This is a genomic window from Parasaccharibacter apium (assembly GCF_002917995.1).
GTDB lineage: Bacteria > Pseudomonadota > Alphaproteobacteria > Acetobacterales > Acetobacteraceae > Bombella > Bombella apis.
The window spans coordinates 76,939-101,310 of record NZ_LMYH01000016.1 but is presented as its reverse complement, the minus strand read 5'-3'; the positions used below and the strand labels follow the sequence as shown (position 1 = coordinate 101,310).

The 24,372-nt window shown below is 61.7% G+C and carries 19 protein-coding genes; 7 read left to right on the top strand and 12 right to left on the bottom strand.

Annotated elements, in window-relative coordinates; genetic code table 11:
• Window positions 1-10 precede the first annotated feature (10 nt).
• The gene (gene trpB, locus ASO19_RS07940) at window positions 11-1,243 is read left to right on the top strand and encodes a tryptophan synthase subunit beta (protein WP_043558701.1); all 1,233 of its coding nucleotides are present in this window, start codon (window positions 11-13) and stop codon (window positions 1,241-1,243) included.
• A gap of 11 nt (window positions 1,244-1,254) precedes the next feature.
• Window positions 1,255-2,070, top strand: a complete 816-nt coding sequence (trpA, locus tag ASO19_RS07935; RefSeq protein WP_103765757.1) for a tryptophan synthase subunit alpha — start codon at window positions 1,255-1,257, stop codon at window positions 2,068-2,070.
• Window positions 2,071-2,148: 78 nt separating this feature from the next.
• Here the strand turns inward: trpA and ASO19_RS07930 are convergent, their stop codons facing one another.
• The gene (locus ASO19_RS07930; protein WP_043558707.1) at window positions 2,149-2,391 is read right to left on the bottom strand and encodes a hypothetical protein; all 243 of its coding nucleotides are present in this window, start codon (window positions 2,389-2,391) and stop codon (window positions 2,149-2,151) included.
• A 280-nt stretch (window positions 2,392-2,671) separates the two neighbouring features.
• Here ASO19_RS07930 and ASO19_RS07925 point away from each other — a divergent pair, with 280 nt between their 5' ends.
• Window positions 2,672-5,146, top strand: a complete 2,475-nt coding sequence (locus tag ASO19_RS07925; protein ID WP_103765756.1) for a heavy metal translocating P-type ATPase — start codon at window positions 2,672-2,674, stop codon at window positions 5,144-5,146.
• 50 nt (window positions 5,147-5,196) lie between these two features.
• On the opposite strand, the gene ASO19_RS07920 is transcribed toward ASO19_RS07925, so the two are convergent.
• Both ASO19_RS07920 and ASO19_RS07915 read right to left on the bottom strand, forming a co-directional pair.
• Window positions 5,197-6,399, bottom strand: a complete 1,203-nt coding sequence (locus tag ASO19_RS07920; RefSeq protein WP_103765776.1) for an amino acid aminotransferase — start codon at window positions 6,397-6,399, stop codon at window positions 5,197-5,199.
• An 8-nt stretch (window positions 6,400-6,407) separates the two neighbouring features.
• Window positions 6,408-8,111, bottom strand: coding sequence for an alpha-keto acid decarboxylase family protein (locus tag ASO19_RS07915; protein WP_103765755.1), 1,704 nt, complete (start codon window positions 8,109-8,111; stop codon window positions 6,408-6,410).
• A gap of 157 nt (window positions 8,112-8,268) precedes the next feature.
• Here ASO19_RS07915 and ASO19_RS07910 point away from each other — a divergent pair, with 157 nt between their 5' ends.
• The 4 genes from ASO19_RS07910 (at window position 8,269) to ASO19_RS07895 (ending at window position 12,877) form a co-directional block, all read left to right on the top strand.
• Window positions 8,269-8,745 carry an Lrp/AsnC family transcriptional regulator gene (locus ASO19_RS07910; RefSeq protein ID WP_227431405.1) on the top strand — a complete coding sequence of 159 codons (477 nt, stop codon included), beginning with the start codon at window positions 8,269-8,271 and terminating at the stop codon, window positions 8,743-8,745.
• A 208-nt stretch (window positions 8,746-8,953) separates the two neighbouring features.
• Window positions 8,954-9,832, top strand: a complete 879-nt coding sequence (gene accD, locus ASO19_RS07905; protein WP_081563350.1) for an acetyl-CoA carboxylase, carboxyltransferase subunit beta — start codon at window positions 8,954-8,956, stop codon at window positions 9,830-9,832.
• A 94-nt stretch (window positions 9,833-9,926) separates the two neighbouring features.
• Entirely contained in the window at window positions 9,927-11,264 is a 1,338-nt protein-coding gene (locus ASO19_RS07900; protein WP_103765754.1) for a bifunctional folylpolyglutamate synthase/dihydrofolate synthase, read from the top strand.
• 155 nt (window positions 11,265-11,419) lie between these two features.
• Window positions 11,420-12,877 (top strand): replicative DNA helicase, encoded by a 1,458-nt coding sequence (locus tag ASO19_RS07895; RefSeq protein WP_227449763.1) that lies wholly within the window; start codon window positions 11,420-11,422, stop codon window positions 12,875-12,877.
• Between the two features lie 39 nt (window positions 12,878-12,916).
• Here the strand turns inward: ASO19_RS07895 and ASO19_RS07890 are convergent, their stop codons facing one another.
• From ASO19_RS07890 to rph, 9 genes are all read right to left on the bottom strand, one after another.
• The gene (locus ASO19_RS07890) at window positions 12,917-13,894 is read right to left on the bottom strand and encodes a DMT family transporter (RefSeq protein WP_052348948.1); all 978 of its coding nucleotides are present in this window, start codon (window positions 13,892-13,894) and stop codon (window positions 12,917-12,919) included.
• 124 nt (window positions 13,895-14,018) lie between these two features.
• A complete protein-coding gene (locus ASO19_RS07885) occupies window positions 14,019-16,268 on the bottom strand; it encodes a TonB-dependent receptor (protein ID WP_181005241.1) in 2,250 nt (749 codons plus the stop codon).
• 131 nt (window positions 16,269-16,399) lie between these two features.
• A complete protein-coding gene (locus ASO19_RS07880) occupies window positions 16,400-17,164 on the bottom strand; it encodes a sulfite exporter TauE/SafE family protein (protein WP_043558721.1) in 765 nt (254 codons plus the stop codon).
• Between the two features lie 160 nt (window positions 17,165-17,324).
• The gene (gene cysC, locus ASO19_RS07875; protein ID WP_043558723.1) at window positions 17,325-19,196 is read right to left on the bottom strand and encodes an adenylyl-sulfate kinase; all 1,872 of its coding nucleotides are present in this window, start codon (window positions 19,194-19,196) and stop codon (window positions 17,325-17,327) included.
• Between the two features lie 13 nt (window positions 19,197-19,209).
• Complete coding sequence (cysD, locus tag ASO19_RS07870; RefSeq protein ID WP_043558821.1) at window positions 19,210-20,004, bottom strand: sulfate adenylyltransferase subunit CysD; 795 nt, start codon at window positions 20,002-20,004, stop codon at window positions 19,210-19,212.
• A 65-nt stretch (window positions 20,005-20,069) separates the two neighbouring features.
• Window positions 20,070-20,843 (bottom strand): phosphoadenylyl-sulfate reductase, encoded by a 774-nt coding sequence (locus ASO19_RS07865; RefSeq protein WP_081847662.1) that lies wholly within the window; start codon window positions 20,841-20,843, stop codon window positions 20,070-20,072.
• Between the two features lie 223 nt (window positions 20,844-21,066).
• On the bottom strand, window positions 21,067-22,686 hold the full coding sequence (locus tag ASO19_RS07860; RefSeq protein WP_181005238.1) for an alginate export family protein: 1,620 nt from the start codon (window positions 22,684-22,686) through the stop codon (window positions 21,067-21,069).
• 272 nt (window positions 22,687-22,958) lie between these two features.
• Window positions 22,959-23,579, bottom strand: a complete 621-nt coding sequence (gene rdgB, locus ASO19_RS07855; RefSeq protein ID WP_103765775.1) for an RdgB/HAM1 family non-canonical purine NTP pyrophosphatase — start codon at window positions 23,577-23,579, stop codon at window positions 22,959-22,961.
• Window positions 23,579-24,301, bottom strand: coding sequence for a ribonuclease PH (gene rph, locus ASO19_RS07850; RefSeq protein ID WP_103765752.1), 723 nt, complete (start codon window positions 24,299-24,301; stop codon window positions 23,579-23,581). The genes rdgB and rph overlap by 1 nt, the downstream gene beginning before the upstream one ends.
• Window positions 24,302-24,372 lie beyond the last annotated feature (71 nt).

Genomic DNA, 24,372 nt, shown 5'->3' with positions numbered 1-24,372 from the left:
GACACACATCATGCCAGTAGACAAACCCATCACCAGCCAGCTCAATTCCCTTCGCACCGGACCGGATGAACGGGGGCATTTCGGAATCCACGGCGGGCGTTTCGTCGCCGAAACCCTCATGCCCCTGATGCTGGAACTGGAAAAAGCCTACAACCACGCCAAGACTGACCCGCAGTTTCAGGAAGAGCTGGATTATTACCTCCGCCACTATGTGGGCCGTCCCAGCCCGCTCTGGCACGCCAGACGGCTGAGCGAGACGCTCGGCGGAGCGCAGATCTACCTCAAGCGGGAAGAGCTGAACCACACGGGCTCCCACAAGCTGAACAACGTGATGGGCCAGATTCTTCTGGCCCGCCGCATGGGCAAGACCCGCATCGTGGCCGAGACCGGGGCCGGACAGCACGGCGTGGCCACGGCCACCGTCTGTGCCCTCTTCGGGCTGGACTGCGAAATCTACATGGGGGCCACCGATGTGGAGCGGCAGAAGCCCAATGTCTTCCGCATGCACCTGCTGGGAGCCAAGGTCCATCCCGTCACGGCGGGAGCCGGCACGCTGAAGGATGCCATGAACGAGGCCATGCGGGACTGGGTGGCCAATGTGGAGAACACCTACTTCCTTGTCGGCACGGTGGCAGGGCCACATCCCTACCCGGCCATGGTGCGGGACTTCCAGTCCGTCATCGGGACGGAAGCCCGTGAGCAGATACAGGAACAGACAGGCCGCCTGCCGGATGCCGTCATCGCCGCCATCGGGGGCGGGTCCAACGCCATGGGGATTTTTCACCCCTTCCTCGATGATGCCGATGTCCCGCTTTACGGCGTGGAGGCCGCCGGGCTGGGGCTGGACAGCGGCAAGACGGCAGCGTCCATCGCCCGTGGCAGGCCCGGCGTCCTGCATGGCAACCGCACCTACCTGCTACAGGACGAACACGGGCAGATCACGGAGGCCCACTCCATCAGTGCGGGGCTGGACTATCCCGGCATCGGGCCGGAACATTCATGGCTCAAGGATATTGGCCGGGTGAACTACGTCAGCGCCACGGACGATCAGGCCCTCGACGCCTTCCAGACCCTCACGAAGCTGGAGGGCATCATCCCGGCGCTGGAAAGTGCCCATGCCGTGGCCCATGCCATCGTCATGGCCCCGACCATGACCAGAGACCAGACCATCATCGTCAACCTGTCCGGCCGGGGTGACAAGGACGTACCCACCGTTGCGGCCCATCTGGGCGTGAAACTGTAAGGAGAGCCACCATGAGCCGCATCAAGACCTGTTTCGACCGCCTGAAAAAAGAGGGCCGTGGTGCCCTGCTGCCCTATCTGGAAGCCTTCGACCCGGACAGGGAGACATCCCTGGCCCTGCTGCGCCAGATGCCCGAGGCCGGGGCCGATCTCATCGAGGTCGGCGTGCCCTTCTCCGACCCCTCCGCCGATGGCCCGACCATCCAGCTAGCCGCACGGCGTGGCCTGAAGGCCGGGGCCACCCTGAAGGGAACGCTGGAGCTCATCCGGGACTTCCGCAAGGAGAATGACCATACGCCGATCATCCTGATGGGCTATTACAACCCGATCGACAGTTACGGTGTGGAGCGATTCTGCAAGGATGCCCGCTCCGCCGGTGTGGACGGGCTGATCGTTGTGGACCTGCCACCTGAGGAATCCGAGGAGCTGGCCCCCCACGCCAGAGCGGAAGGGCTGGACATGATCACCCTGACCGCCCCCACCACCCCGGATGACCGGCTGAAGACCATCCTCAGGAAGGCCAGCGGGTTCATCTATCATGTGAGCATCACGGGCATCACAGGCACACGCAGCGCCACGGAAGAGCAGCTGAAAGCCGCCATGACCCGCCTTCGGGCCGCCACGGACCTTCCCGTCGTGGCTGGTTTTGGCATCAGCACGCCGGAGCAGGCCCGCACGGCCTCCCGCATCAGCGACGGGGCCGTCGTGGCATCCGCCATCATCAAGGAGATGGCCGCCACCTATGATGAACACGGCCACGCCACGGCCAGAAGCATCCCCACGGCACTGGAGAAAATCCGTTCTCTGGCCAAGGCGGTGCGCAACTGAAACCGGACACGAAAAACCCCCAGCCGCAGGGCTGGGGGTTTCCCGATTGCATCTTTTTGCAGAACTGGCTCTGAAGGCTTACTTCTTCAGCCAGCGGCCAATGGCACACAGGCCAGCCAGAGCGGCCACAATGGCACCACTCCACAGCAGCGTCTGACCAACACACTGGCAACGGCTCTTGGGCTTCAGGTCCTTGCTGATGGACTGGAATGCCTCCTGGGCACGGCTGGCATATTCCTCAGCCTTGGCTTTCAGTTCATCGGGGTTGACGATTTCCTCAGCCTTGGACTTGAGCTCATCAACATTGATAGCGTCCGCCATGGATATTCCTCCCTGAATCCGCCACTGTACCGGAACAACCGGTCTGGCGGATCAAATCTTGCATTTGCGCCAGAAAATTACTGACTGCCGGTAAACATACCACTGATCATTTTACCATTCAGCAAATTTCTCTCATGGGAGCCTCGTCTTTTCTGCATATGTCTGTCTAACTCCCATGCAGAAAAACGTTTTTTCTTCACCCATGCCCAGCAAATGCTACTTTTGTTCCACATGCTACTGCACGATATACCAGCCTGACACCACCATACAGGGGAGCCCCATGCCTGCTTCACCATCATCCCAGACGCTTCCCATAGAAGGGATGAGCTGCGCCTCCTGCTCCGCACGGGTGGAGAAAGCCCTCCGGGCCGTTCCAGGCGTTGAACAGGCCAGCGTCAATCTGGCAACTGCCACGGCCCATGTCACAGGCACGGCCTCCCGCACGGCTCTCATCCAGGCTGTCGAACAGGCCGGGTATGATGTCCCGTCCCCTCCCATCACATTACGCATTGAAGGGATGAGCTGCGCTGCCTGTTCCACACGGGTGGAGAAGAGCCTTCAGGACGTCATCGGCGTCAGGATGGCCAGCGTCAATCTGGCAACCGCCACCGCACAGGTAACCGGGACAGCCACACATCAGGCGCTCATCAGCGCCATCCAGAAAATGGGATTCGCCGCCTCGCTGCTGGAGGGAGAGACAGGGCTGGAAAATGCCCTGACACAGAAACAACGCATGAAGCAGGCCATGAAAACCCAGTGGCGGGACCTGATGATGTCTGCCCTGCTGTGGCTGGCCATCCTGTTCATGACAATGGGACACGGGTTTGGTCTCATTCCACCTGCCATACAGCCCCTGCTGCAATGGGCACTGGCCAGTGTCGCCCTGCTGGGGCCGGGCCGGCGCTTCTACCAGGCCGGGATACCGGCCCTGCTGCACCGGGCACCAAACATGAACTCACTGGTCGCACTGGGGACCGGAGCCGCCTATCTGTACTCCAGCCTCGTGGTGTTCTGCCCCACCCTGATGCCAGCCGGTACACAGCATCTCTACTTTGACACCATCCTGGCCATCCTGACGCTCGTTCTTCTGGGACGCATGATGGAGGCCAGAGCAAAAGGCCGCACATCCGCAGCGCTGGAAAAACTGACCCATCTGCAACCGCAGCATGCCCATCTGCTGACTGAAGGAACATGCCGCATTGTCCCTGTCGCCCAGATACAGACGGGCGACAGGCTTCTTGTCCGCCCCGGCGAGCGGGTTCCACTGGATGGAATCGTACTGGAAGGGGAAAGCCATCTGGATGAATCCCTGCTGACAGGCGAGCCCATGCCAGCCCTCCGGCAGGTCGGCGATACCGTCATCGGCGGGACCATCAACCAGGAAGGAACACTGACGGTCCAGGCCACGGCCACTGGAGCCGACACCATGCTGGCCCGCATCATCAGCATGGTCGCACAGGCCCAGGGTGGCAAACTGCCCATCCAGTCCCTCGTGGACAAAGTGACCCTGTGGTTTGTCCCAGCCATCATTCTGCTGGCCGTGCTGACATTCCTCATCTGGCTGTTTCTGGGCCCTGCCCCGGCGCTGGGCCATGCTCTCGTCAATGCCATTGCCGTACTGATCGCCGCCTGTCCCTGTGCCATGGGCCTCGCCACGCCAACAGCCATCATGGTCGGTACGGGCAAAGCGGCGGAAATGGGCATCCTCTTCCGCAAGGGCGAAGCCCTCCAGACGCTGGAATCCACCACTCTGGTTGCCTTCGACAAGACCGGCACCCTGACGGCCGGCCAGCCCCGGATGACAGAATTCTACCTGCTGGACAAGAACACCTCCGACCATCCTGAGCAGGCCGAGAACACCCTGCTGGCTCTTGCCGCCTCGGTCGAAACGCAGTCCGACCACCCTGTCAGCCGGGCCATCGTCACAGCTGCGCAGGAACGGGACCTGCCTTCCGTAAAGACCCGTCATGCCCGCATCATGCCCGGACTGGGCATAGAAGCGCAGGATGAAGACGGGCAGAGCATCCATCTTGGCAGCCAGGCCTGCATGAGGGCTCTGGGCTTCCATAATGCAGAAGCCAACCGGCTTGCTGCAGAGCTGAGCCAGAAAGGCACGTCCCCCCTCTTCATGGCCCATGGGGGGCAGATCGTGGCCCTCATGGGCGTGGCGGACCCCATCCGCCCCTCCGCCATGAAAGCCGTTGCAGCCCTGCGGGCCCAGAATATACGGACAGCCATGATTACCGGGGACATCGAACCTACAGCCCGGCATATCGCCCGCTTGGCCGGAATCGAGGAAGTCATCGCCCAGGTCCTGCCGCATGAAAAAGGTGAGGCCATACGGACCCTTCAGAAGACACACGGTTCCGTGGCCTTCGTGGGCGATGGCATCAATGACGCCCCGGCATTGGCACAGGCTGACACCGGGCTTGCCATCAGCCATGGAACAGATATCGCCATAGAGGCCGCAGACCTCGTCCTGACGGGCGAGAGCCTGATGACCGTGCCCAATGCCCTTGCCCTGTCCCGGGCCACGATGACCATCATACGGCAGAATCTCTTCTGGGCTTTCGCCTACAACATCGTGCTGCTGCCGATTGCCGCAGGGGTGCTCTACCCGTTCACTGGCACGCTGCTGTCCCCCCCTTTCGCCGCAGGGGCCATGGCGCTCTCCAGCATCTTCGTGCTCTGCAACACGCTACGGCTGCGACGCCTTCGCACGGTCGTGGAAACCGAGACCAGCACGGAAGTCTGAGACCCTGGCCGGGGGCGGGGCCTTCATGCCCTGCCCCCGGCCTCTCCTCCTCACACACCAGCCAGAACGGCGGCCAGAGCCTCCACAACAGGCGGCAGGTTGTGCTCATTCAGCCCCGCCATGCAGACACGGCCACTGCGAAGAACATAGACACCATGCTCCTCCCGCAGACGGTCCACCTGAGCGGGTGACAGCTTCATCATGCTGAACATGCCACGCTGCTTCAGCAGGTACCGGAAATCCTGCCCCGGCAGACGGGCGGAAAGCTGCTCATGAAGCCTCTGGCGCATCACACGGATGCGGGCCCCCATGGCTGCCACTTCCTCCCGCCAGAGCTGCGCCAAGGCCTGATCTCCCAGAACGGCATCCACAAGCTGCGCCCCACGGACGGGCGGACTGGAATAGTTCCGCCGCACCGTGACCTTGAGCTGGCTCAGCACCCGCTCTGCCGCATCACCATCCCGACAGACGACCGACAGGGCCCCGATGCGGTCCCCGTACAGGGAAAATATCTTGGAGAACGAATTGCTGAGCAGGAACTCCAGCCCCGCATCCACCATGGCCCGCACGGCATACACGTCTGCCTCCAGCCCATGACCCAGCCCCTGATAGGCAAGGTCCAGAAACGGAATCAGCTTCCGGTCCTTCAGGACAGGGATCAGCTCATCCCACTGGTCAGCCGTCAGATCGGCCCCTGTCGGATTATGGCAGCAGGGATGAAGCAGGACGACATGATGTTCCGGAATCTGGCGGATGCAGGCCATCATGGCCTCAAAATTCACACCACCCGTTGCCGGGTCAAAATAGGGATAGGCCTGTGTCCTGAAACCGGCTCCGGCAAAAATGGAAATGTGATTTTCCCATGTCGGATCACTGACCCACAATTCGGCCTGCGGAAAATAGCGGTGCAGGAAATCTGCCCCGACCTTCAGTGCGCCAGACCCACCAAGACTCTGGACCGTGGCGATGCGGCCGGTCTGCACCGGCTCGCTGCCACAGCCAAACAGCAGGTGCTGGACAGCCTGCCTGTAGGAAGCCAGACCTTCCATCGGCAGGTAGAGGTCCGGCCTGTCCTGCTGGCTGGCCAGCCTTTCATGCGCCTTGCGGATGCAGGCCAGCTGCGGGACATGACCTGCCTCATCATAATACAGGCCAATGCTGAGATTGACCTTCTTCACCCGGTCATCCCGCTTGAAGTCCTCCACCAGCGACAGGATGGGATCCCCCGGAGACAGTTCAACAGACTGGAACATGGACTGCTTCATCCTTTTTTCGCACTGGTCTTCATGCTGGCATTACGCGGGCCCTGCGGGCCGTAATCATAATCCGCCACGACCATGCCAAATCTCTTCAGGGCATCCGGAGCATCCATCTCCGGCAGAAGGACCTCGATGAACACGGCACGGTCGGCCTGTTCTGCCTGTTTCAGGGCCTGCTCCAGATCGCTGACCGTTTCCACCACGAGGGACAGGGCCCTGTCCTCCCGGTCGAACGCCCGGGGCAGGTCAGCATAACACCAGTTGGCAATGTCGTTGTACCGGGAGCGTTCCCCCAGAATCAGACGCTCGATCGTATAGCCCCGGTTGTTGAGCAGGAAGATGATGGGCTTCTGGTCATGCCGCAGGATGGTGGAGAGCTCCTGCGCTGTCAGCTGGAAGGAGCCATCACCGATGAAGAGCAGGTGCCGCCGGTCCGGGCTGCCAAGCTGGGAGCCGAACAGGGCTGGCAGGGTATAGCCGATGGCCCCCCAGATGGGCTGGGAAATGTAATGGCTGTTCCGGGGGAAAGGCGTGCCCAGCAGGGCGGTGTTGCTCGTCCCCGCCTCACCGACCACGACATCCCCTTCCTTCAGGAAACGGGCCACACGGGGCCAGAGGGTCGCATGGGTCAGCCGGTCCGCCGCCTCACCGGGCAGGGACGCAGCAGAATCCGCCGGACGGGCAGGCAGCGTACGGGAAGACGGCGTCACTTGCGCCAGCAGGGCCTCCAACACGGCCCCGACAGGGGCAGCCGGAATGGACCGGCCTGCAAGGCTCACATCATGGGCCTGAAGATTGATGAACACCTCCGGGCGGATCTCATGCGTGAAGAAGCCCGTGTTGAGCTCCGTGAAACGCAGGCCGACCCCGATCACGCAGTCTGACTGGCTGACCAGCTCCCTGATGTCCGGGCGGCTGGCCCCACCCACATAGCCACCCAGATAGTAGGGGGCTGTCTCATCCAGCACGGCCTTGGCCGGAGCCGCCGCCACACAGGGGATTGCACAGCGTTCCGCCAGCACAGCAATCTGCCCGGCCACGCCGAAGCGGTCGGCATCGGAATCGAGAATCATCACCGGCGAGCGGGCCGCAGCCAGACGTGTGGCGATGTGCCCGGCCGCCAGGGCCACCTGTTCCGCATCACCCTGCGGAAGGGCAAAACGGAACGGCTCTTCGGGCACCTCGATGTTCAGATGGGTGATGTCGGATGGCAGCTGGAGATGGACAGGCCGCCGCTCCCGCCAGCAGGTCTGGAGGACACGGTCGATTTCTTCCACGGCATTTTCCGGCGTCAGGCGGGCCTGGGCGACCGTATATTCCGCCATGCACCGCCCGATGTTGCCATACCCGCCATCACCCAGCGTATGATGCAGCAGGGCACGCCCCTCGACCGCATGAAGCGGTGGAATCCCGGTGATGTGCACGAACGGAACACGCTCGGCATAGGCCCCGGCAATGCCACTGATGGCCCCGAGGTCACCCACGCCAAAGGTCGTCACCAGGCCGCACAGGCCGGAGGTGCGGGCATAGCCATCGGCGGCATAGGCGGCATTCAGCTCGTTGCAGTTTCCCACGAAGGTCAGGGACGCATCAGCCTCCACCTGCTCCAGAAAAGAAAGGTTGAAATCCCCCGGAACACCGAAAAGATGGCTGATTCCTGCCTCGACGAGGCGGCGGGCCAGATAGGCCCCGATCTGCATGCGCATGAACAAATTCCTAAAACCTGTGAAGAGGGCGTACTCCCGTACAGGCAGAATACCCGCCTCGCACGAAACCCCGTTCGGCCCTCGATCATACTGCAATATATATGCAATCTGTGTGCAAATATGATCTATCATGCCCCCTTCTCCGCACGGATCACGCATGAAAGCGCACATCATGGACCATCTTGACTGGAAGCTCCTGTCCGCCCTGCACCGCAACGGGCGTCTGACCAACCGGGAGCTGGGCGAGGCCATCGGCCTCTCACCGTCCCAGTGTTCCCGCCGCCGACTCCTGCTGGAGAAGGCCGGTGTCATCCGGGGGTACAGTGTCACGCTGGACCAGCAGGCCATGGGGCTGGGCGTGATGGCCTTCGTCCAGGTCATCATGAAGGGCCATGCTGCCGGGGCCTTCGAACGCTTCCAGGCCCTCATAAACAGTACCTCCATGATCCAGGAAGCCCATGCCGTCAGCGGTGATGCCGATTACATCCTCAAGGTCGTGACGAAAGACCTGCCGAGCCTCTCCACTTTCGTTACAGACCAGTTGCTGGCGCATGACACGATCGGCCACGTGAAATCCTACATCGCCCTCCGCCCCCTGAAGACAGACAGCCCTCTACCGCCATTCCAGCCCTGAAAACCCTCCCGCTGGGCAGGAAGTCACACAGCCGGTGAAGAGAAAGCTGGCATCTTCAGGCAAGCCCGGATAAAGTCGCCCGACCATGAAGCCCCCCTTCCGGCCAGTGCCATGGTGCCCCCGTACCGGGATGCACCACTCCGATGGCCCTCCGGCAGGCCCGGGTCCACCTGATGATGCACCACTGCTGGAGAGTGAACAGAACACCATGAGCTGGCTGACCGAACATGTCCGTCCCAAACTGCGGAGCCTGTTACAGAGGGATGTGCCAGACAATCTCTGGACCAACTGTGAATCCTGCTCGCAGATGATGCTCACCAAGGAGCTGGTCCGCAAGAAGAAGGTCTGCCCCCATTGCGGACACCATATGCGTGCCACAGCCCATGAGCGGATGAAATGGACCTTCGATGATGGCCAGTATACCACCATCGACCTGCCCGCCGTCCCGGCCGACCCGCTGCATTTCCGGGACTCCAAACGCTATACGGACCGCCTGAAAACTGCCCGCTCCAAGGCGGGTCTTGATGATTCCCTGCTTGTCGCCCATGGCAGGATCGACGGGCGGGAAGCCGTCGTGGCCGTCATGGCCTTCGAGTTCATGGCAGGGACGATGGGCAGCGCCCTTGGGGAGGCTTTCCTGACAGCCTGCCGGGAGGCCATCCAGCGCAAGGCACCGCTCATCATCTTCACGGCCTCCGGTGGGGCCCGGATGCAGGAGGGGGTTGTCAGCCTGATGCAGATGCCCCGCACCACCATCGGCGTGGAAATGCTGCGTGAGGCCGGGCTGCCCTATCTGGTAGTCCTCACCAACCCGACGACGGGTGGCGTGTCCGCCTCCTTCGCCATGCTGGGCGACATCCACATCGCTGAACCCAATGCCCTGATCGCCTTCGCCGGCCCCCGTGTCATCCGTGACACGGTGCGTGAGGAACTGCCGGAAGGCTTCCAGCGTTCCGAATATCTGAAAGACCACGGCATGGTGGACATCATTGCCAGCCGTGCCGAACTCCCCGCCCTTCTGGGGCGTCTGATCGGGATGCTGTCCCCCGCCGCCAACGGGGACGCCAAGGCTGCCCGGGCTTCCTGAACGTGTCCCTGCCCTGCTGCCCTGCGGCTGACAGCAGGGCGGGACGATGCCTCTCTCCTGCCGTCCCCCCCTGAGACAACCGGATTACGCAATCATGGCAACAGGCCAGCAGACCAGCACCCCGCAAAGTGAATTCCACGGGCGGACCGGGGCGGTAGTACGCCGCCTCCAGGAACTGCACCCCAAGCTGATCGACCTCTCTCTGGACCGGCTGGAAGTCCTGCTCGCCCGCCTCGGCCATCCTGAACGGTCCCTGCCACCGACCATCCATGTTGCCGGGACCAACGGCAAAGGCAGCACCTGTGCCAATCTGCGAGCCATTGGAGAAGCTGCGGGACTGAAGGTCCATGTCATGACCAGCCCGCACCTGCTGGACGTGACGGAGCGCTTCCGTCTGGCCGGACAGCTTGTCAGTGAAGATCAGCTCGTGGCCACGCTGGAAGAAATTGAACAGGTCAATGATGGAGCCCCCATCACCGTCTTCGAGGTACTGACAGCCGCCGGGTTCCTCCTCTTTTCCCGTGTTCCGGCTGACCTTCTGGTTCTGGAGGTCGGGCTTGGTGGCCGGTTTGATGCCACGAACGTGATCCCCACGGCCCGGGCCTGCATCATTACCTCCATCAGCCTGGACCATCAGGCCTTTCTGGGCGATGATCTGGCAGGCATTGCCCGGGAAAAGGCCGGAATCATCAAGCGGGGCGTGCCGGTCTTCGTGGCTCCACAGCCGGATGATGTCATGGCAGCCATCGCAGAGATTGCCAGAACCCACGAAGCCCCACTTTACCGGCTGGGCCATGAATTCACCATCACGCCGCGACAGGACGGCCTGCTCTATCAGGACGAGGCCGGAAAGCTGACACTGCCTGCTCCAGCCCTGCATGGTCCCCATCAGGCACAGAATTCGGCCCTGGCCGTGGCAGCCCTCCGCCATGCCGGCCTGAACCTGCCAGACACGGCCTTTGCCGGCATTGCCAGCACATGCTGGCCTGCCCGCCTCCAGACGCTGCATGGCACCCTTACCCATGACATGCCCCCAGGCTGGGAACTGCTGCTGGATGGTGGCCACAACCCCGGGGCCGGTACCGTTCTGGCCGATGTTCTCAAAACATGGCAGGACCGGCCCCTGCATCTCATCGTCGGGCTGAAGGACAGCAAGGACGTGCAGGGGTTCCTGCGCCCCCTGATCCCCCATGTCACCTCCATACAGGCCGTGGCGGAAGACGGACAGCACCTGGCCATGCCTGTCCAGACCATTCTGGAAGCCGCAGCGGCGGCAGGCGGCACAGCCCTGCCCGGGCCGGACATACGCACCGCCCTGAAACGCCTGCGTGACAGCGCCAGCCCCACGGACAGACCAGCCCGAGTCCTGATCTGCGGCAGCCTCTATCTGGCAGGCTGCGCCCTGGCGCTGGATGGCGCCTCCCCACACTGAAAGGGGATCACACTTTCCCCTTTCCCCTTCCCCGTCCGCACCCTGCCACTGTGTGGACACACCCCAATGACAGAGCGAAACGGACCAGCATGAGCGACCAGTCCCCTGCCCCCCAGCCCAGCCCCGCAGCGGAACCCGGCGGAAGCCTCCATGAAATGCTCCAGCGTGTTCCACCTGCCAACCTGCCAGCGGAGCAGGCCCTTCTGGGGGCCATCCTGACCAACAACAAGGCTTATGAGAGCGTCTCGGACTTCCTGCACCCCTCCCATTTTGCCGATGCCGTCAATGCCCACATCTATGAGATGATCACGCAACGCATCGAGCGTAATGGCGGCAAGGGAGGCGTCGACATCATCACGATGCGGGGCGACTTCGAGGCCAGCCCCATTCTGGCTGCAGCCGGAGGGGCCGACTATGTGGCCAAACTGCTCAATGCCATGGTGGGCATCGTCAATGCCCGTGATTATGGCAAGGTCATCCATGACTGCTGGGTCCGCCGCCAGCTGATCGGCATCGGCACGGACATCGTCAATAACGCTCACGGTGCCCGACCTGATCTGGACGGGCAGGAACAGATTTCCGCTTCGGAAGAAGCCCTCTTCAACCTGGCAACGGACAAGGGACAGGAAGGCGGCTTTCTCGTATTTTCCCAGGCCCTGAAGAAGGCTCTCGACATTGCCGACCAGGCCTACCAGCATACGGGCGACATTGTCGGGCTGACCTCTGGCCTGCGGGATTTCGACAAGAAAACCGGTGGCCTGCACCCGTCCGACCTGCTGATCCTCGCTGGCCGTCCTGCCATGGGCAAGACCGCCCTTGCTACGAAAATCGCCTTCTCCGCAGCGCAGTCCCTCTTGCGGGAGGCAGAAGAAAAAGGTGAGCCACCCCGTGGCAGTGTGGCCATTTTCTCACTGGAAATGTCCTCCGAGCAGCTGGCCGCCCGTATCCTCTCCGAACAGGCCGAGGTCTCAGGCGAGCGCATCCGCCGTGGCGACGTGGGGCCGAAGGAGTTCGACCGGTTCGTCCGTGTTGCCACGGAGCTGCAACGCCTGCCCCTGCATATTGACGACACACCAGCCATCTCCCTCTCCGCCATGCGGACACGCTGCCGCCGGCTGGCCCGCACACATGGGCTGAACCTCGTGGTGGTGGACTATCTCCAGCTCATGCGCCCGGCCATTGGCACAAGACCGGACAGTCGCGTGCTGGAAATCTCGATGATCACGCAGGGCCTCAAAGCCATCGCCAAAGAGCTGGAAGTGCCCGTCATTGCGCTCTCCCAGCTCTCCCGTCAGGTCGAATCCCGTGACGACAAGCGCCCGATGCTCTCCGACCTGCGTGAATCCGGCTCCATCGAGCAGGATGCCGATGCTGTCATGTTCGTCTATCGTGACGAATATTACCTGCAACAGCGCAAACCCAAGGAAGCCTCCTTCCCCAGTCCGGACAAATACCAGATCGCCCTGGAAGAATGGCAGCGGAAGATGTCGCTCGTCCACAACAAGGCCGAGCTGATTCTGGAGAAGCAGCGCCACGGGCCGACCGGCACTGTCCATCTCTACTTTGAAGGTGAATTCACCCGCTTTGGAGACCTGGATACCTTCCACGAGTAATCCCGGTCACCGGGGCCTGTCACGAGGCCCCGCTTCCCCTCACTCGTGGGGCTTGTCCTCAAGCGGCGGGGTGATGACGGCGGCAGGAGTGGCGGCAATGACCTCCGGTGTAGGCTTGCGCCGCCACCACCAGCCACGATGCAGCATCTTCTCGAAACGGATCTTCTGCCGCAGCCAGTTCAACATTCCGGACAGGGTGACGACGGCAATGCCTATACCATCCCACATGTCCACGGGCTGGTTGAAAATGAAGTAGCTGAAAGCCACGATCCAGGCCATCTGGCTGTATTGCGGCAGGGCCACACGATTGGCCGGGGCAATGGAGGCGGCCAGCATGAGCAGCAGCTGCCCGGCTGCGGCCAGAAACCCGTAGCCAAACAGCAGCAGCCATTCATTCACCCCATGTGGCACGACAAAATGCTGCACCATCAGGATGCCATCTCCCACCAGCGGCCCGCACAGGCTGGAGCCGTACAGCGTCAGGCGGGATGTTTCCTTGCCCGCAAAACGGTAGGCAATCACGCTGACAGCCGAAGCCATGGCCACCACAATGGCACAGAGATGCCCGAACTGAAGCGCCTTCACACCGGGGCGCAGCACGATCATCACACCTGCAAAACCCAGCAGGACAGACAGCCACGCCCATCCCGTCACCTGTTCCTTGAGGAACAGCACGGAGACGATGGTGACGAAAAACGGCATCAGGAACATCAGGGAGAGGGCTTCTGGCATGGGCAGAAGCATGAAGGCCTCCACACTGCCTGCCGTGGCCACGAAGACCGCCGCCGCCCGCACGAGCCAGAGCCACGGATGACTGGACAACACCAGCGCCCGATAAGACTCATTCGGGCGCTTCAGCAGCGGAACGATCAACAGGCCGAACACACCGCCGAAAAACGCTACCTCGAACGGGTCCAGCCGCCCGGCCAACCCCTTGGAACAGGCATCACTGATGGAAAAAAACGCATACCCCAGAAAGGCCAGTACGATGCCCGATGTAAAAAGTATCTTCCTCATGCAATCCCTGTCCCTGACACTCCGGCCGCTATGGCGTCATGCCAAGGGTAAGGGCTAACCCACCAAAAAGAAACCACCCAACCATATCTCTACAGGATGGCAGCCCTGTGATGATGTTCCATCGTCACAGGGACAAGGCAACGCCCCCCATCACGCTGCGCCGCAGACCATATTGCGGGGCACCAACACCGACCCCACTGCCATCACGCAACATGTATTGCCGGTCGAACAGGTTGATGACATCCAGCCGCAGCTGCATGGTGTGTCCGCCCAGCCAGGGCATATGCCGTAAAGCCTGCACCAGCCCCAGATTGAAGGTGACATATTGCGGCACATGCGCCCCATTGGGGATGGTACCTTCGGCTGTTTCCCTGTCCTTCCGCAGGCCGCTGCCATAAATCATGGTGCCCGAAAACTGGAGGGGATGATTCGTCCCGTGGAAAAAAGCATAGGAGCCACCGGCAGAGGCCGTGATCAGCTGGTCATGATCCAGATGGACCCAGTGATTCCTCATGTAGTGGAGGTCGTCACTGTCAAAATTCCACTGGGCTGACGTAATCTCCTTGCCCGTGGCCCGTGACACCGCCAGATTGCCGTAGAGGGTCAGGGGGCCTGTGCTGTAATCAGTCGTCAGCTCCACACCACGGACACGGCCCCGGTGATAATTGAACGCTGTCAGAATGACAGGGGCGCCGAACTGCCCTTCATCAATCAGGTTTTTCGCCTGCTTCCAGTACGCATCCAGCCCGACATGCCAATGGCGTGTCAGCTGCTGCATGAAGCCGACATCATAATAATTGTCCCGCTCCGCCTTCACACGATCATTCTGATAGTTGGCCGGTGCGGCGGATGTCCCCTCAAAACGGTCCAGAGATGTCGTGCCAATCGTCTCGAAAGGCGGAGGTGTCAGATAACGTGCATATCCCACATGGAACCGCCCGCCATGCCATGGTGTCCAGACCAGCGACACACGGGGGCTGAGCTGGTGGGCATGAACATATTCCTCCACACCATCAAACCGTACCCCTCCATTGAAGACAAGAGACCGTGCAAGGTGCCATTCATCCTGGAGATAGACCCCGTACAAAGCACCCGTCTTGCCCGATGAATCATGCACTTTCACGGTCTGGGGGCTGACAGTCCCTTCTTCATCAACTGGGTAGACCAGTGAGCTGCTCTTGCTCACAGCACGCTCGCCATAAGCCTGCACACCTCCCCGCACGGTATGCGTGCGATTGACGTGCCATGTCACATCACTCTGCACACCGCTGGAAAACACCGACCGGGCTGCCTGCTGGGCAAGACCGTTATAGACAAGGTCCCCCACCCAGTCGGGTGAGTAGCGCATGGAACTGTACCGCAGGATGGCGGATGTCTGTGCACTGACCTTCTCATGGTCTTCCTGCCAGGAGAGGATGGCGAAATCCGTGATCTGCTGCTGGTGTTCATCCAGATGGCTGCTGTCTGGCGCATCCTCCTGCACAGGCCGATTGTCCGCCTTGAAAAGCGGCGTGGCAAACTGGTGCTGCTGGCCGGGATTGTTGGGCAGCTGGTACCAGGCATTGGAAAGCCCCGCCGTCAGGCTGAAGCGTGTCTCTGGCCGCAGAGTATACCGCAGATGCCCCAGAACATGATACTGGTTGGAGAGGTCGTGAATGGCATTGTAACTGGGGGTCGTGTTCTCGATCCCCACCCGATTGTGAACGGCATCTGCCGTGATGAAGCCATCCCACTGCCCCCAATGCCCGCCATACTGGATGGCAGGCTGCACATAGTCCCGCACGCCACCATAACCGGAGAGGGTTCCGCCTTCATCCGACACGCCGTTCTTCGTCTGGATGTCGATCACACCGGCCTGCCGGAAGCCGTACTCCGCTGGCAGGACACCGGTCGTCAGGCTCATGGAATGGGCAAAGCGGGTCATCAGAGCCTGCCCGAAAACACTCACACCTTCCGGCAGGGCCACACCATCCAGCCGAAACTGGACATCATTATGATCTCCCCGGATGTGAATCTGCCCGTAACTGTCCTGCGCCACGCCGGGAGCCTGCAACAGGATGCTGTTCAGCGGGGCATTGTCGGCACCGGGATTGGCCTCGATGGCCTTGCGGGAAAAATTCGTCTGCGTGGCCCCGATGGCAGGCTGAAGAGCCGCACGGGCCTGATCCAGCCGCCGGGCCGTGACGTGAATATGCTCCTCCCTGCTGTCCGCCTTACGGACAGACCCATCCCCCCCATTCTGGGGCTGGTCTCCCGTGGATGTGACTGACGGCTTCCCGCCCGTCTCCACATCACCAGCCTGGGCTGCCTGAGACAGCGTGCCAGACGCCACCAGGGCCAACACCGCATAAATGGCTCCACCCCGTCCCATCATCACCATGATGTTCTCCAGTCCTCGTCATGCTGGTCTGATTGTTCATCGCAAGTTATGTTATAACATAACATATGTGAAGCCATTCTTTTCCGGTGCCCATAAAAAAGGCCGGGACATGTCCCGGCCTTTCCTCAGATCATCTTCACGCCAATCAGCAACAACAGAGTTCCCAGAATGAGCCGCTGCCAGCGTTCCGGGCATCGCCCGGCGCAATGGGTACCAAGCCAGATGCCCGGTAAGGAGCCACTCAGCAGGAGCAGCAGGGTCGGCACCATGACGTCCCCTTCCACCCAGTGGCCTGCACCGGCAATCAGTGTCAGGGGGATGGCATGGGCAATGTCGATGGCCACGAGTTCACGCAGGGGCAGGGTCGGATACAGCATCACCAGCACGGCCATGCCGATGGCCCCGGCCCCGACGGAGGACAGGCTGACCATGCAGCCCAGCACGAAACCCAGCACGACCGTCAGAACCCGTGACTGTACCGGTCCCCCCAGCTGATGCCGCAGCACCCACGCTTTAAGCGTCGGACGGAACAGGATGGCCGGGGCCGTCACCAGCAGGCAGATGCCCAGCGACAGGCGGATGACATGCGCCATCTCCTGCGGCGACCCCAGATGCCGCAGCCAGAGCAGAGCCACCGCCACACCGGGGAGGCTGCCTGCCATCATCCACAGCACGATGGACCAGCGTACCGGCCCGCACCGCCTGTGCAGGACTGTCCCGAACAGTTTCGTCACGGCGGCATAGACGAGGTCCGTCCCCACGGCCGCCTTGGGGTGGATCCCACACAGCAGGATGAGCAGCGGCGTCATCAGCGATCCGCCACCCACGCCTGTCATGCCGACCAGAAACCCGACCAATGCGCCGGAGATGACATAAGCCAGATGCCCCATCACCTTATCCTTCTCCCAGAACGGAAAGAGCCTTTTTCAGACAAAGCCTCCCCCACCGGCATTTTCCTGCTGGAAAAACCGGGTTCCTGTTCCATGTTCTTTCAGAAACCGGGGCCCGCCAGGCCTCACCTCATGGAGGAAGGCCCGGCAGAACCATCTGTCAGCGCACGACCTTATGAACGGCGTCCGTCAGGTGCCGTACGCTCCGGGCCACGTCACCATCACCGGGGACGACAACATCCGGCTTTTCCGGTGCTTCATAAGCCGAAGACACACCCGTAAACTCGGCAATCCGGCCTTCTTCCGCCTGAGCATACAGGCCCTTCGGGTCACGGCGGCGGCACAGTTCGGGGGCCGTATCCACAAAGACCTCGTGCCAGTCTTCCCCGATGATCGCCTTGGCCATCGCCCGGTCCCGGATGAGCGGAGAGACCAGAGCCACCAGCACGATCTGTCCGGCATCCGCCAGAATACGGGCCACATGGGCCACACGGCGGATATTCTCCCGCCGGTCTTCCGGCGAGAAGCCAAGATCGCTGCACAGGCCGGAGCGAACCGTATCGCCATCCAGCACGGTGACATGCAGCCCCTCACGGCTGAGGGCCTCCTCGGCATGGCGGGCGATGGTGCTCTTTCCGGCACCGGGCAGACCGGTCATCCAGAACACGGCCCGACCATGCCCCCGCAGACCAGCCCGGACGGCATCACTCACGCCGCTGGCTGTCGGATGGATGGCCTTGGCTCCCTCCGGCAGGGCCGCCGGACCGATCAGCGGGGCACCGCCAACGATCTTCTGATGGCGGTCCACCAGAACACCACGCCCGTCCGGCATTCCCGGCGCAAAGGGATCGAAGAGGATGTTGCGGGCCACGGCGAGGGTGATCTCGGCAAAGCCGTCCGGTGGCACCTCATCCGCCGGACTCAGGCTGAGATCATCAAGGTCCACCACGGCATCAATGGAAGCCACGGTGACATCATGTTCTGCCGTGGCCAGACGCAGCCGGAAACTCTCCCCCACACGCAGCGGCTCACCACGCAGCCAGAACAGCCGTGTCCTGAGACGGGCGGCCTTCAGCGGGGCTGCGGCTTCATCACCGGCAGGAAACAGCAGGTCCCCACGATCCGGCACCAGATCAGGCTCCAGCCGCAGGGCGATGGATTCACCAGCTCCGGCCACAGGATGATGCGGAGCATGCCAGCGGCAGACCTCGGCCACGGTGGCCTCCTGCCCCTGCCCGCCAATTTCCAGCCGGTCTCCTTCCCGCACCGTGCCACGCTCGATGCGTCCCGCCACATAGCGGATGCCCTCGAAACGATACACGTCCTGCACCGGCATACGGAATGGCAGGGCATGACGGGATGCCGGAGGCTGGATGAGAGACAGGGCCTCCAGCAAGGTCGGCCCCCTGTACCAGTCGGCCTTTTCAGAACGTGTGGCGATATTGTCGCCATCCCGTGCCGAGGCCGGAATGACCTGGTTGACGTTGATCTCCAGCCGCCCCAGCAGCTGACGGATGTCACCTTCCACCTGCTTCAGTCTGGCTTCATCAAACCCGATGCTGTCGGCCTTGTTCAGCAGGACGATCACATGATTGATGCCGATGAGCCGCAGCAGCATGGCGTGGCGGCGTGTCTGCTCCCGCACACCCTCGGCGGCATCCACCACCAGCACGGCGGCCTCGGCATCGGCAGCACCGGTAATCATGTTGCGCAGGAACTGCCGATGGCCCGGCGCATCCACGATGACGAAATCCCGGCCATCCAGCTGGAACGGAATGCGGGTGGAATCCACCGTCACACCCTGATCCCGCTCGATCTGGAGGGAATCGAGCAGGAAGCTCCACTCCACGGCCAGACCACGCTTCCGGCTGCTTTCCACGATCTGGACGAGGCGGCCATCCGGCAGGCTATCCGTATCATACAGAAGGCGGCCAATCAGGGTGGATTTGCCGTGATCCACATGGCCCACGATCACGATCGGCGTGCTGACACCGTGACGGACCTGCGATGATGGTGAATGAGTCTGTGTCATCGAAAAAGTCCCCTCACAGATAACCGGCAACACGGAGACGCTCGAAGGCATCTTCCGATTCATGATCCATGGCACGGCCCGCACGCTCGGAGGTACGGCTTGTCTCCAGCTCGGCAATCACTTCCGCCACGGTGGAGGCATTGCTCTCGATCGGGCTGGTGATGTCCTGATCGCCCAATGAGCGATAACGCTTGCCATCCTTTGCAAAATAGAGGTCCACGAGCGGAATCTTCTCACGCTCGATGTACCGCCAGATGTCCAGCTCCCGCCACGCCAGCAGCGGATGGACACGGACATGCATCCCCTCCTCGTAAGGCGTGGCGTACTGGTCCCAGAATTCCGGTGGCTGGTTGCGGACATCCCACTGGTGACCGGCACCACGGGGACTGAAGACACGCTCCTTGGCACGGGTGGCCTGCTCATCACGCCGGATGCCCGCAACAACACCCCGGAATTTGTGCTGGTCGATCAGGTTTGCCAGACCAGCCGTCTTGCGGGCCGCAGACCGGGCCGCCGGTGGCAGGGAGGGGTCCATATCCTCGACCGGGGGACACTCCCCGAGAACAAGGTCCAGATTCCACTTTTTGACGTACTCATCCCGGAAGGCATACATCTCCGGGAATTTCTTGCCCGTATCCACATGCATGACAGGAAAAGGCACATGCCCCATGAAGGCCTTGCGGGCCAGCCAGACCATCACGTTGCTGTCCTTGCCCAGTGACCAGAGCAGGGCCAGGGGCTTCAGCTTGCGGTAGGCCTCCCGCAGGATGAAGATGCTCTGGGCCTCAAGCTGGTCCAGACCATCCATGATATGTGCGTCTTCCAGAGCCATGACTGCTCCCTTTCCTTCCTGATGGGCCATGCGGCCCGGTCTTATCGTGCGGGCCGCTCTGCAATCAGGGCAGCGGCTGAGATTTCTTCCACATTGGCGTCGGGCGGTGTGGAAACGGGCCGATGCAGGCCACATTCCGTCTTGGCCAGTCCGGCCCAACGTCCGGCACGGCTGTCCTCTCCCGCTCCCACGGGCCTCGTACAGGGTTCACAGCCGATGGAGCGGTAACCCTGCGCCACCAGCGGATGCGGCGGGAGGGCTTTCTCCTCCATGAAACGGGCGATCTGCGCCTCGCTCCAGCCAGCCAGAGGATTCAGCTTCACACTGCCATCCTCCTGCCGTTCCGCCACAGGCAGGGCCGCCCGGGTGGCCGCCTGCATCCGCTTGCGGCCTGTCACCCAGATGTCGAACTCCGGCAGAACCACCTCCAGCGGTTCCACCTTCCGCAGGGCGCAGCAGGCATCGGGGTCGAAAGCCACAAGCTGACCCTCCGGGTCCCGATACTCCACCTCGGCACGGGCAGGGCGCAGGGTGCGGACATCCTCCAGCCCCAGATGACGGGTCAGCTCATCCCGATAGGCCAGCGTTTCCGGGAAATGCCGCTCCGTATCGAGAAAAAAGACAGGCACGGCTCTGTCCTGTGCCGCCACCTGCGCCAGCAGCACGGCAGACTCGGCACCGAAGGAAGAAATCACCGCCACACGGCCCGGAAAACGGGCCAGAACGGAGGACAGCACACGGCCCGTTTCCTCCTCCGAGGCAGCCACGTCTTCCTGCCGGGGCAGGGCCTGGAACTCATCGTCCGATATTGCCATGTGATCTGCTCCCTTCGGAAAATACGATAAGAAAGAAACTAATTACATATTTAACGGGCTTCAATGATGATTTTTGATAAATCATCAATTTTTCAGGATATAAGAATGTCATTATGAGCTTTCCAAAGAATCAGGAAGCCTGACCTCCGGCAGGAAACGGCGGAAAATCGCCTCTGAGACCGCCATTCTTTTTCACAATACAAAATCGTATTTATCAGAAGACTCAGAAACGCAGCGTGAGGGTCGAGAGCATGTAGGTCCCGTTCTTCCCCCCGGCCTGCCTCATGCGATGTGTCAGCAGAATCGCTCCCCCATCAATCTGCCAGTTGACGTGCTGCTGAAGCTGGAACTGCACCTGCCCCTGCGGCTGCAACCCCACGGCCCGCCCGGCCTGCCGCAGCTTCGGCCCTGAAAGGAAAGAAAAGGGCGATGATGAATTATACAGCCCGTCATTCATGCTCTCCCTCCAGAGGTAAGGCACCCGGATACGGATGTTCATGAAAGGCCGGGGTGCGATGCTGGCCAGCGGGCCGGCACTCACGATGTTGGCCCTCGCAATGGTGCGTGTCAGGTCGAACGTTCCATTACGGGGTGAGAACGGGGCCGAGAACGTGCCCACGGTTCCCTCTTTCCGGCGATTGTCTCCTCCGCTGTAAGCCTCCGCCTGCACGCCCAGAAAGGGATGCAGAAAGGATGAGGAATGACGCCAGCCCAGCACGCCCCGCACGGCCCAGGCACTCACGGGACGGCTGGCAATGGATGACGTGCCGGGATGGAACCGTCCCCCCTGATACACGCCCCCCAGCTCATACTCGAAGGACGGTGCCGAACCATACCAGCGGAAGCCACCATTCTGTCGTGTCTGCGTTCCCGCCTCCGACCCTTTGTAACGGGCCACGGCTGCCGTTTTCCCCTCATCACGGAAACCCATCCAGAAGAGGTCCAGAAAGGAATGGACCTGCTCCCCCCCAATGGAAAAGGGCCGCAGGGCGATCCCGACATTCCCCCCATAAAGGCGGGTGCCATCATCAAACCCGCCCCCCATGATGGTATCCCTCGTCACCTGTGTAGCGACAAAATTGTACAGGTCCAGCCTGATCCGGTTCCACAGCGCATAGCCACGGACACCATTCCATGAAAGCGGGACGTTGGGAGTTTCCCGCATGTAGACGAGCCATGAAGGAGCATCGAGAAACTGCTGCCGCCCGACCATCACGCCGGCCTTTGCACCGAACAGTTTACGCTCATACCCGACAAAGAGCTGCTGCACCCCCAGCCTGCGCCGCCATGTCGCATTATAGCCGTAATAGTTCCATCCGGCCGCCTCACCATTGTTCAGCTGCCCGAATATCCGCCAGTGCGGGCCAAGATGAAGGTCCGCCCCCAGCAGGTTGCGTACCGTAAACCGGCCGGAATGACGCCTGTTCACCGTCCCCAGCATGGGGCTCGACTCATACCAGTTGCGTATCCGGGATTCACCGGAAAGCGACAGCCAGATGCTGCCCGACTCATTGAGGCGGATGGCCTTCAGGGGATCAAGAAAATCCGTGTAATTCCTGGGGTCTTTCTTGCTGCTCCAGTCCTCGGCCCAGGGGGCGACCCCGTAGACACCAACTGGCCCGAACCCGGCAAATTCACCATTCCCCCAGTTGAAGGCTCCCCAGTCTCCCTGATGCCGCTTGCGGGACCGGTTCTCCTCCAGCGTGACACGGCGTGGCTGGCCGATCACCCCGGCTCCCGGCATGGTCTCCACGGCAGGGGGAACCTTTTCAGTAACCTGCGCTTCCGCCTGTCCCAGCCCTGCAGCAACAGACAGTACGGCAAGAACTACCGGGGACCGCAAAAACCTGCCCGTCCGCCCCAACAGGCTGACACACCTCAGAGACAGGTCCGGTCTTTCCTGCATCGTCACTCGCCACGATGGCCTGCCTGTCTGCATGAGCGGCTCACTTATTACTTTAAATAATAGTTATTTTTATTAAATCTCATTTTATTACCTATGTGAAGACGTGAATTAACTTTTCTCTCATCCATCACGTTTCCCATGGCCAAAAAAAAAGATGGGCACAGCCATCAATGGTGCCGTACCCATCCCCTACACAGCCACTATTACAGTCAGGCTACGCACTCTTTCAGAAACTGCTGCATCGCCTGCCCACGATGACTGAAGCGGTTTTTCTCCGTTTCGGCCATCTCGGCAAACGTGCGGCTTTCTCCTTCAGGAATGAAGATGGGGTCATAACCATGCCCATGCGTCCCTCTCGGTGGCCATGAGACCTGCCCCCGACACTCACCCCGTACGAAGCGATGCGTCCCATCCGGCCATGCCAGACACAGCACCACCACAAACGACGCTGCCTTGTCAGCCGACCCGCTGGCCTGCATCTCCTCATGCACACGGTTCATCGCCAGTGTCATGTCCCGCTGCGGGCCTGCCCAGCGGGCAGAATAGACGCCCGGTCTGCCATCCAATGCCGCCACGCAGAAGCCGGAATCATCGGCCAGTGCCGGCAGGCCCGTTGCCTTGGCAGCGGCTTCCGCCTTGATGAGCGCATTGCCCTCAAAGTCGGCAGCCGTCTCTTCAGGCTCTGGCAAGCTCAGTTCGGCAGCCGAGCGGACCATGATGCCGCTCTCTGCCAGCAGGAGAGAAAATTCCCGCAGCTTGCCTTCATTGTGACTTGCCAGAACAATCTCGCTGCCACGCTCCAGACGGCGGCCAGAATCCTGCCCGCTCATCATGCACTTTCCTTCCTGCGGGCCAGAGCCTCTTTCTGTACGGCGAACAGCTCCTTTGCACCTTTCTGGGCCAGACCAAACAGAATCTGGAATTCTTCAGGCCGGAAGGGGCGCTCTTCTGCCGTACCCTGAATTTCCACGATGCCGCCATCAGCGGTCAGAACGAAATTGGTATCAGCCTGTGCCGTGCTGTCTTCCGCATAATCAAGGTCCAGCACCGGCCCGGCATCCGTCAGCCCGCAGGACACGGCAGCCACCTGCCCCGTCAGCGCCTTCGACTTGCCCATGCCTTCCAGAGCGATGGCCAGAGCCACCCACGCCCCGGTAATGGAGGCACAGCGTGTGCCGCCATCGGCGTTCAGCACGTCACAGTCCAGCGTGATCATGCACTCGCCCAGAGCCTTGAGGTCCACACAGGCCCGCAGGGAACGGCCGATGAGACGCTGGATCTCCTGCGTGCGGCCGGACTGCTTGCCACGGGCGGCCTCGCGGGAGCCACGGGTGTGGGTGGCACGGGGCAGCATCCCATATTCCGCCGTGACCCAGCCCTGGCCCTGGCCCCGCAGGAACGGCGGGACCCGTGTCTCGACGGAAGCGGTGCAGAGCACCTCCGTCCCGCCGACACGGATCAGGGCGGACCCTTCCGCATGAGTGGAAAAACCGGTCTCGATGGTAACCGGGCGAAGGGCGTCGTCAGTACGGCCGGAGGGACGTTCGAACATGAAACAGCTTCCTCGAATCTCTTCAGAAAATCCACATGGGCGGGACTGGACCAGCCACCCCATGACAGGGC

Excerpts from the sequence above, each read along its gene's own strand:
- ASO19_RS07920 (WP_103765776.1), bottom strand. The coding sequence starts at position 6,399 with ATGTTCCAGTCTGTTGAACTGTCTCCGGGGGATCCCATCCTGTCGCTG.
- ASO19_RS07925 (WP_103765756.1), top strand. The coding sequence starts at position 2,672 with ATGCCTGCTTCACCATCATCCCAGACGCTTCCCATAGAAGGGATGAGC.
- ASO19_RS07930 (WP_043558707.1), bottom strand. The coding sequence starts at position 2,391 with ATGGCGGACGCTATCAATGTTGATGAGCTCAAGTCCAAGGCTGAGGAA.
- ASO19_RS07915 (WP_103765755.1), bottom strand. The coding sequence starts at position 8,111 with ATGCGCATGCAGATCGGGGCCTATCTGGCCCGCCGCCTCGTCGAGGCA.
- accD (WP_081563350.1), top strand. The coding sequence starts at position 8,954 with ATGAGCTGGCTGACCGAACATGTCCGTCCCAAACTGCGGAGCCTGTTA.
- rdgB (WP_103765775.1), bottom strand. The coding sequence starts at position 23,579 with ATGAGCGGGCAGGATTCTGGCCGCCGTCTGGAGCGTGGCAGCGAGATT.
- trpB (WP_043558701.1), top strand. The coding sequence starts at position 11 with ATGCCAGTAGACAAACCCATCACCAGCCAGCTCAATTCCCTTCGCACC.
- ASO19_RS07895 (WP_227449763.1), top strand. The coding sequence starts at position 11,420 with ATGCTCCAGCGTGTTCCACCTGCCAACCTGCCAGCGGAGCAGGCCCTT.
- ASO19_RS07865 (WP_081847662.1), bottom strand. The coding sequence starts at position 20,843 with ATGGCAATATCGGACGATGAGTTCCAGGCCCTGCCCCGGCAGGAAGAC.
- ASO19_RS07910 (WP_227431405.1), top strand. The coding sequence starts at position 8,269 with ATGAAAGCGCACATCATGGACCATCTTGACTGGAAGCTCCTGTCCGCC.
- ASO19_RS07880 (WP_043558721.1), bottom strand. The coding sequence starts at position 17,164 with ATGGGGCATCTGGCTTATGTCATCTCCGGCGCATTGGTCGGGTTTCTG.
- rph (WP_103765752.1), bottom strand. The coding sequence starts at position 24,301 with ATGTTCGAACGTCCCTCCGGCCGTACTGACGACGCCCTTCGCCCGGTT.
- cysC (WP_043558723.1), bottom strand. The coding sequence starts at position 19,196 with ATGACACAGACTCATTCACCATCATCGCAGGTCCGTCACGGTGTCAGC.
- ASO19_RS07890 (WP_052348948.1), bottom strand. The coding sequence starts at position 13,894 with ATGAGGAAGATACTTTTTACATCGGGCATCGTACTGGCCTTTCTGGGG.
- ASO19_RS07900 (WP_103765754.1), top strand. The coding sequence starts at position 9,927 with ATGGCAACAGGCCAGCAGACCAGCACCCCGCAAAGTGAATTCCACGGG.
- ASO19_RS07885 (WP_181005241.1), bottom strand. The coding sequence starts at position 16,268 with ATGATGGGACGGGGTGGAGCCATTTATGCGGTGTTGGCCCTGGTGGCG.
- cysD (WP_043558821.1), bottom strand. The coding sequence starts at position 20,004 with ATGGATGGTCTGGACCAGCTTGAGGCCCAGAGCATCTTCATCCTGCGG.
- trpA (WP_103765757.1), top strand. The coding sequence starts at position 1,255 with ATGAGCCGCATCAAGACCTGTTTCGACCGCCTGAAAAAAGAGGGCCGT.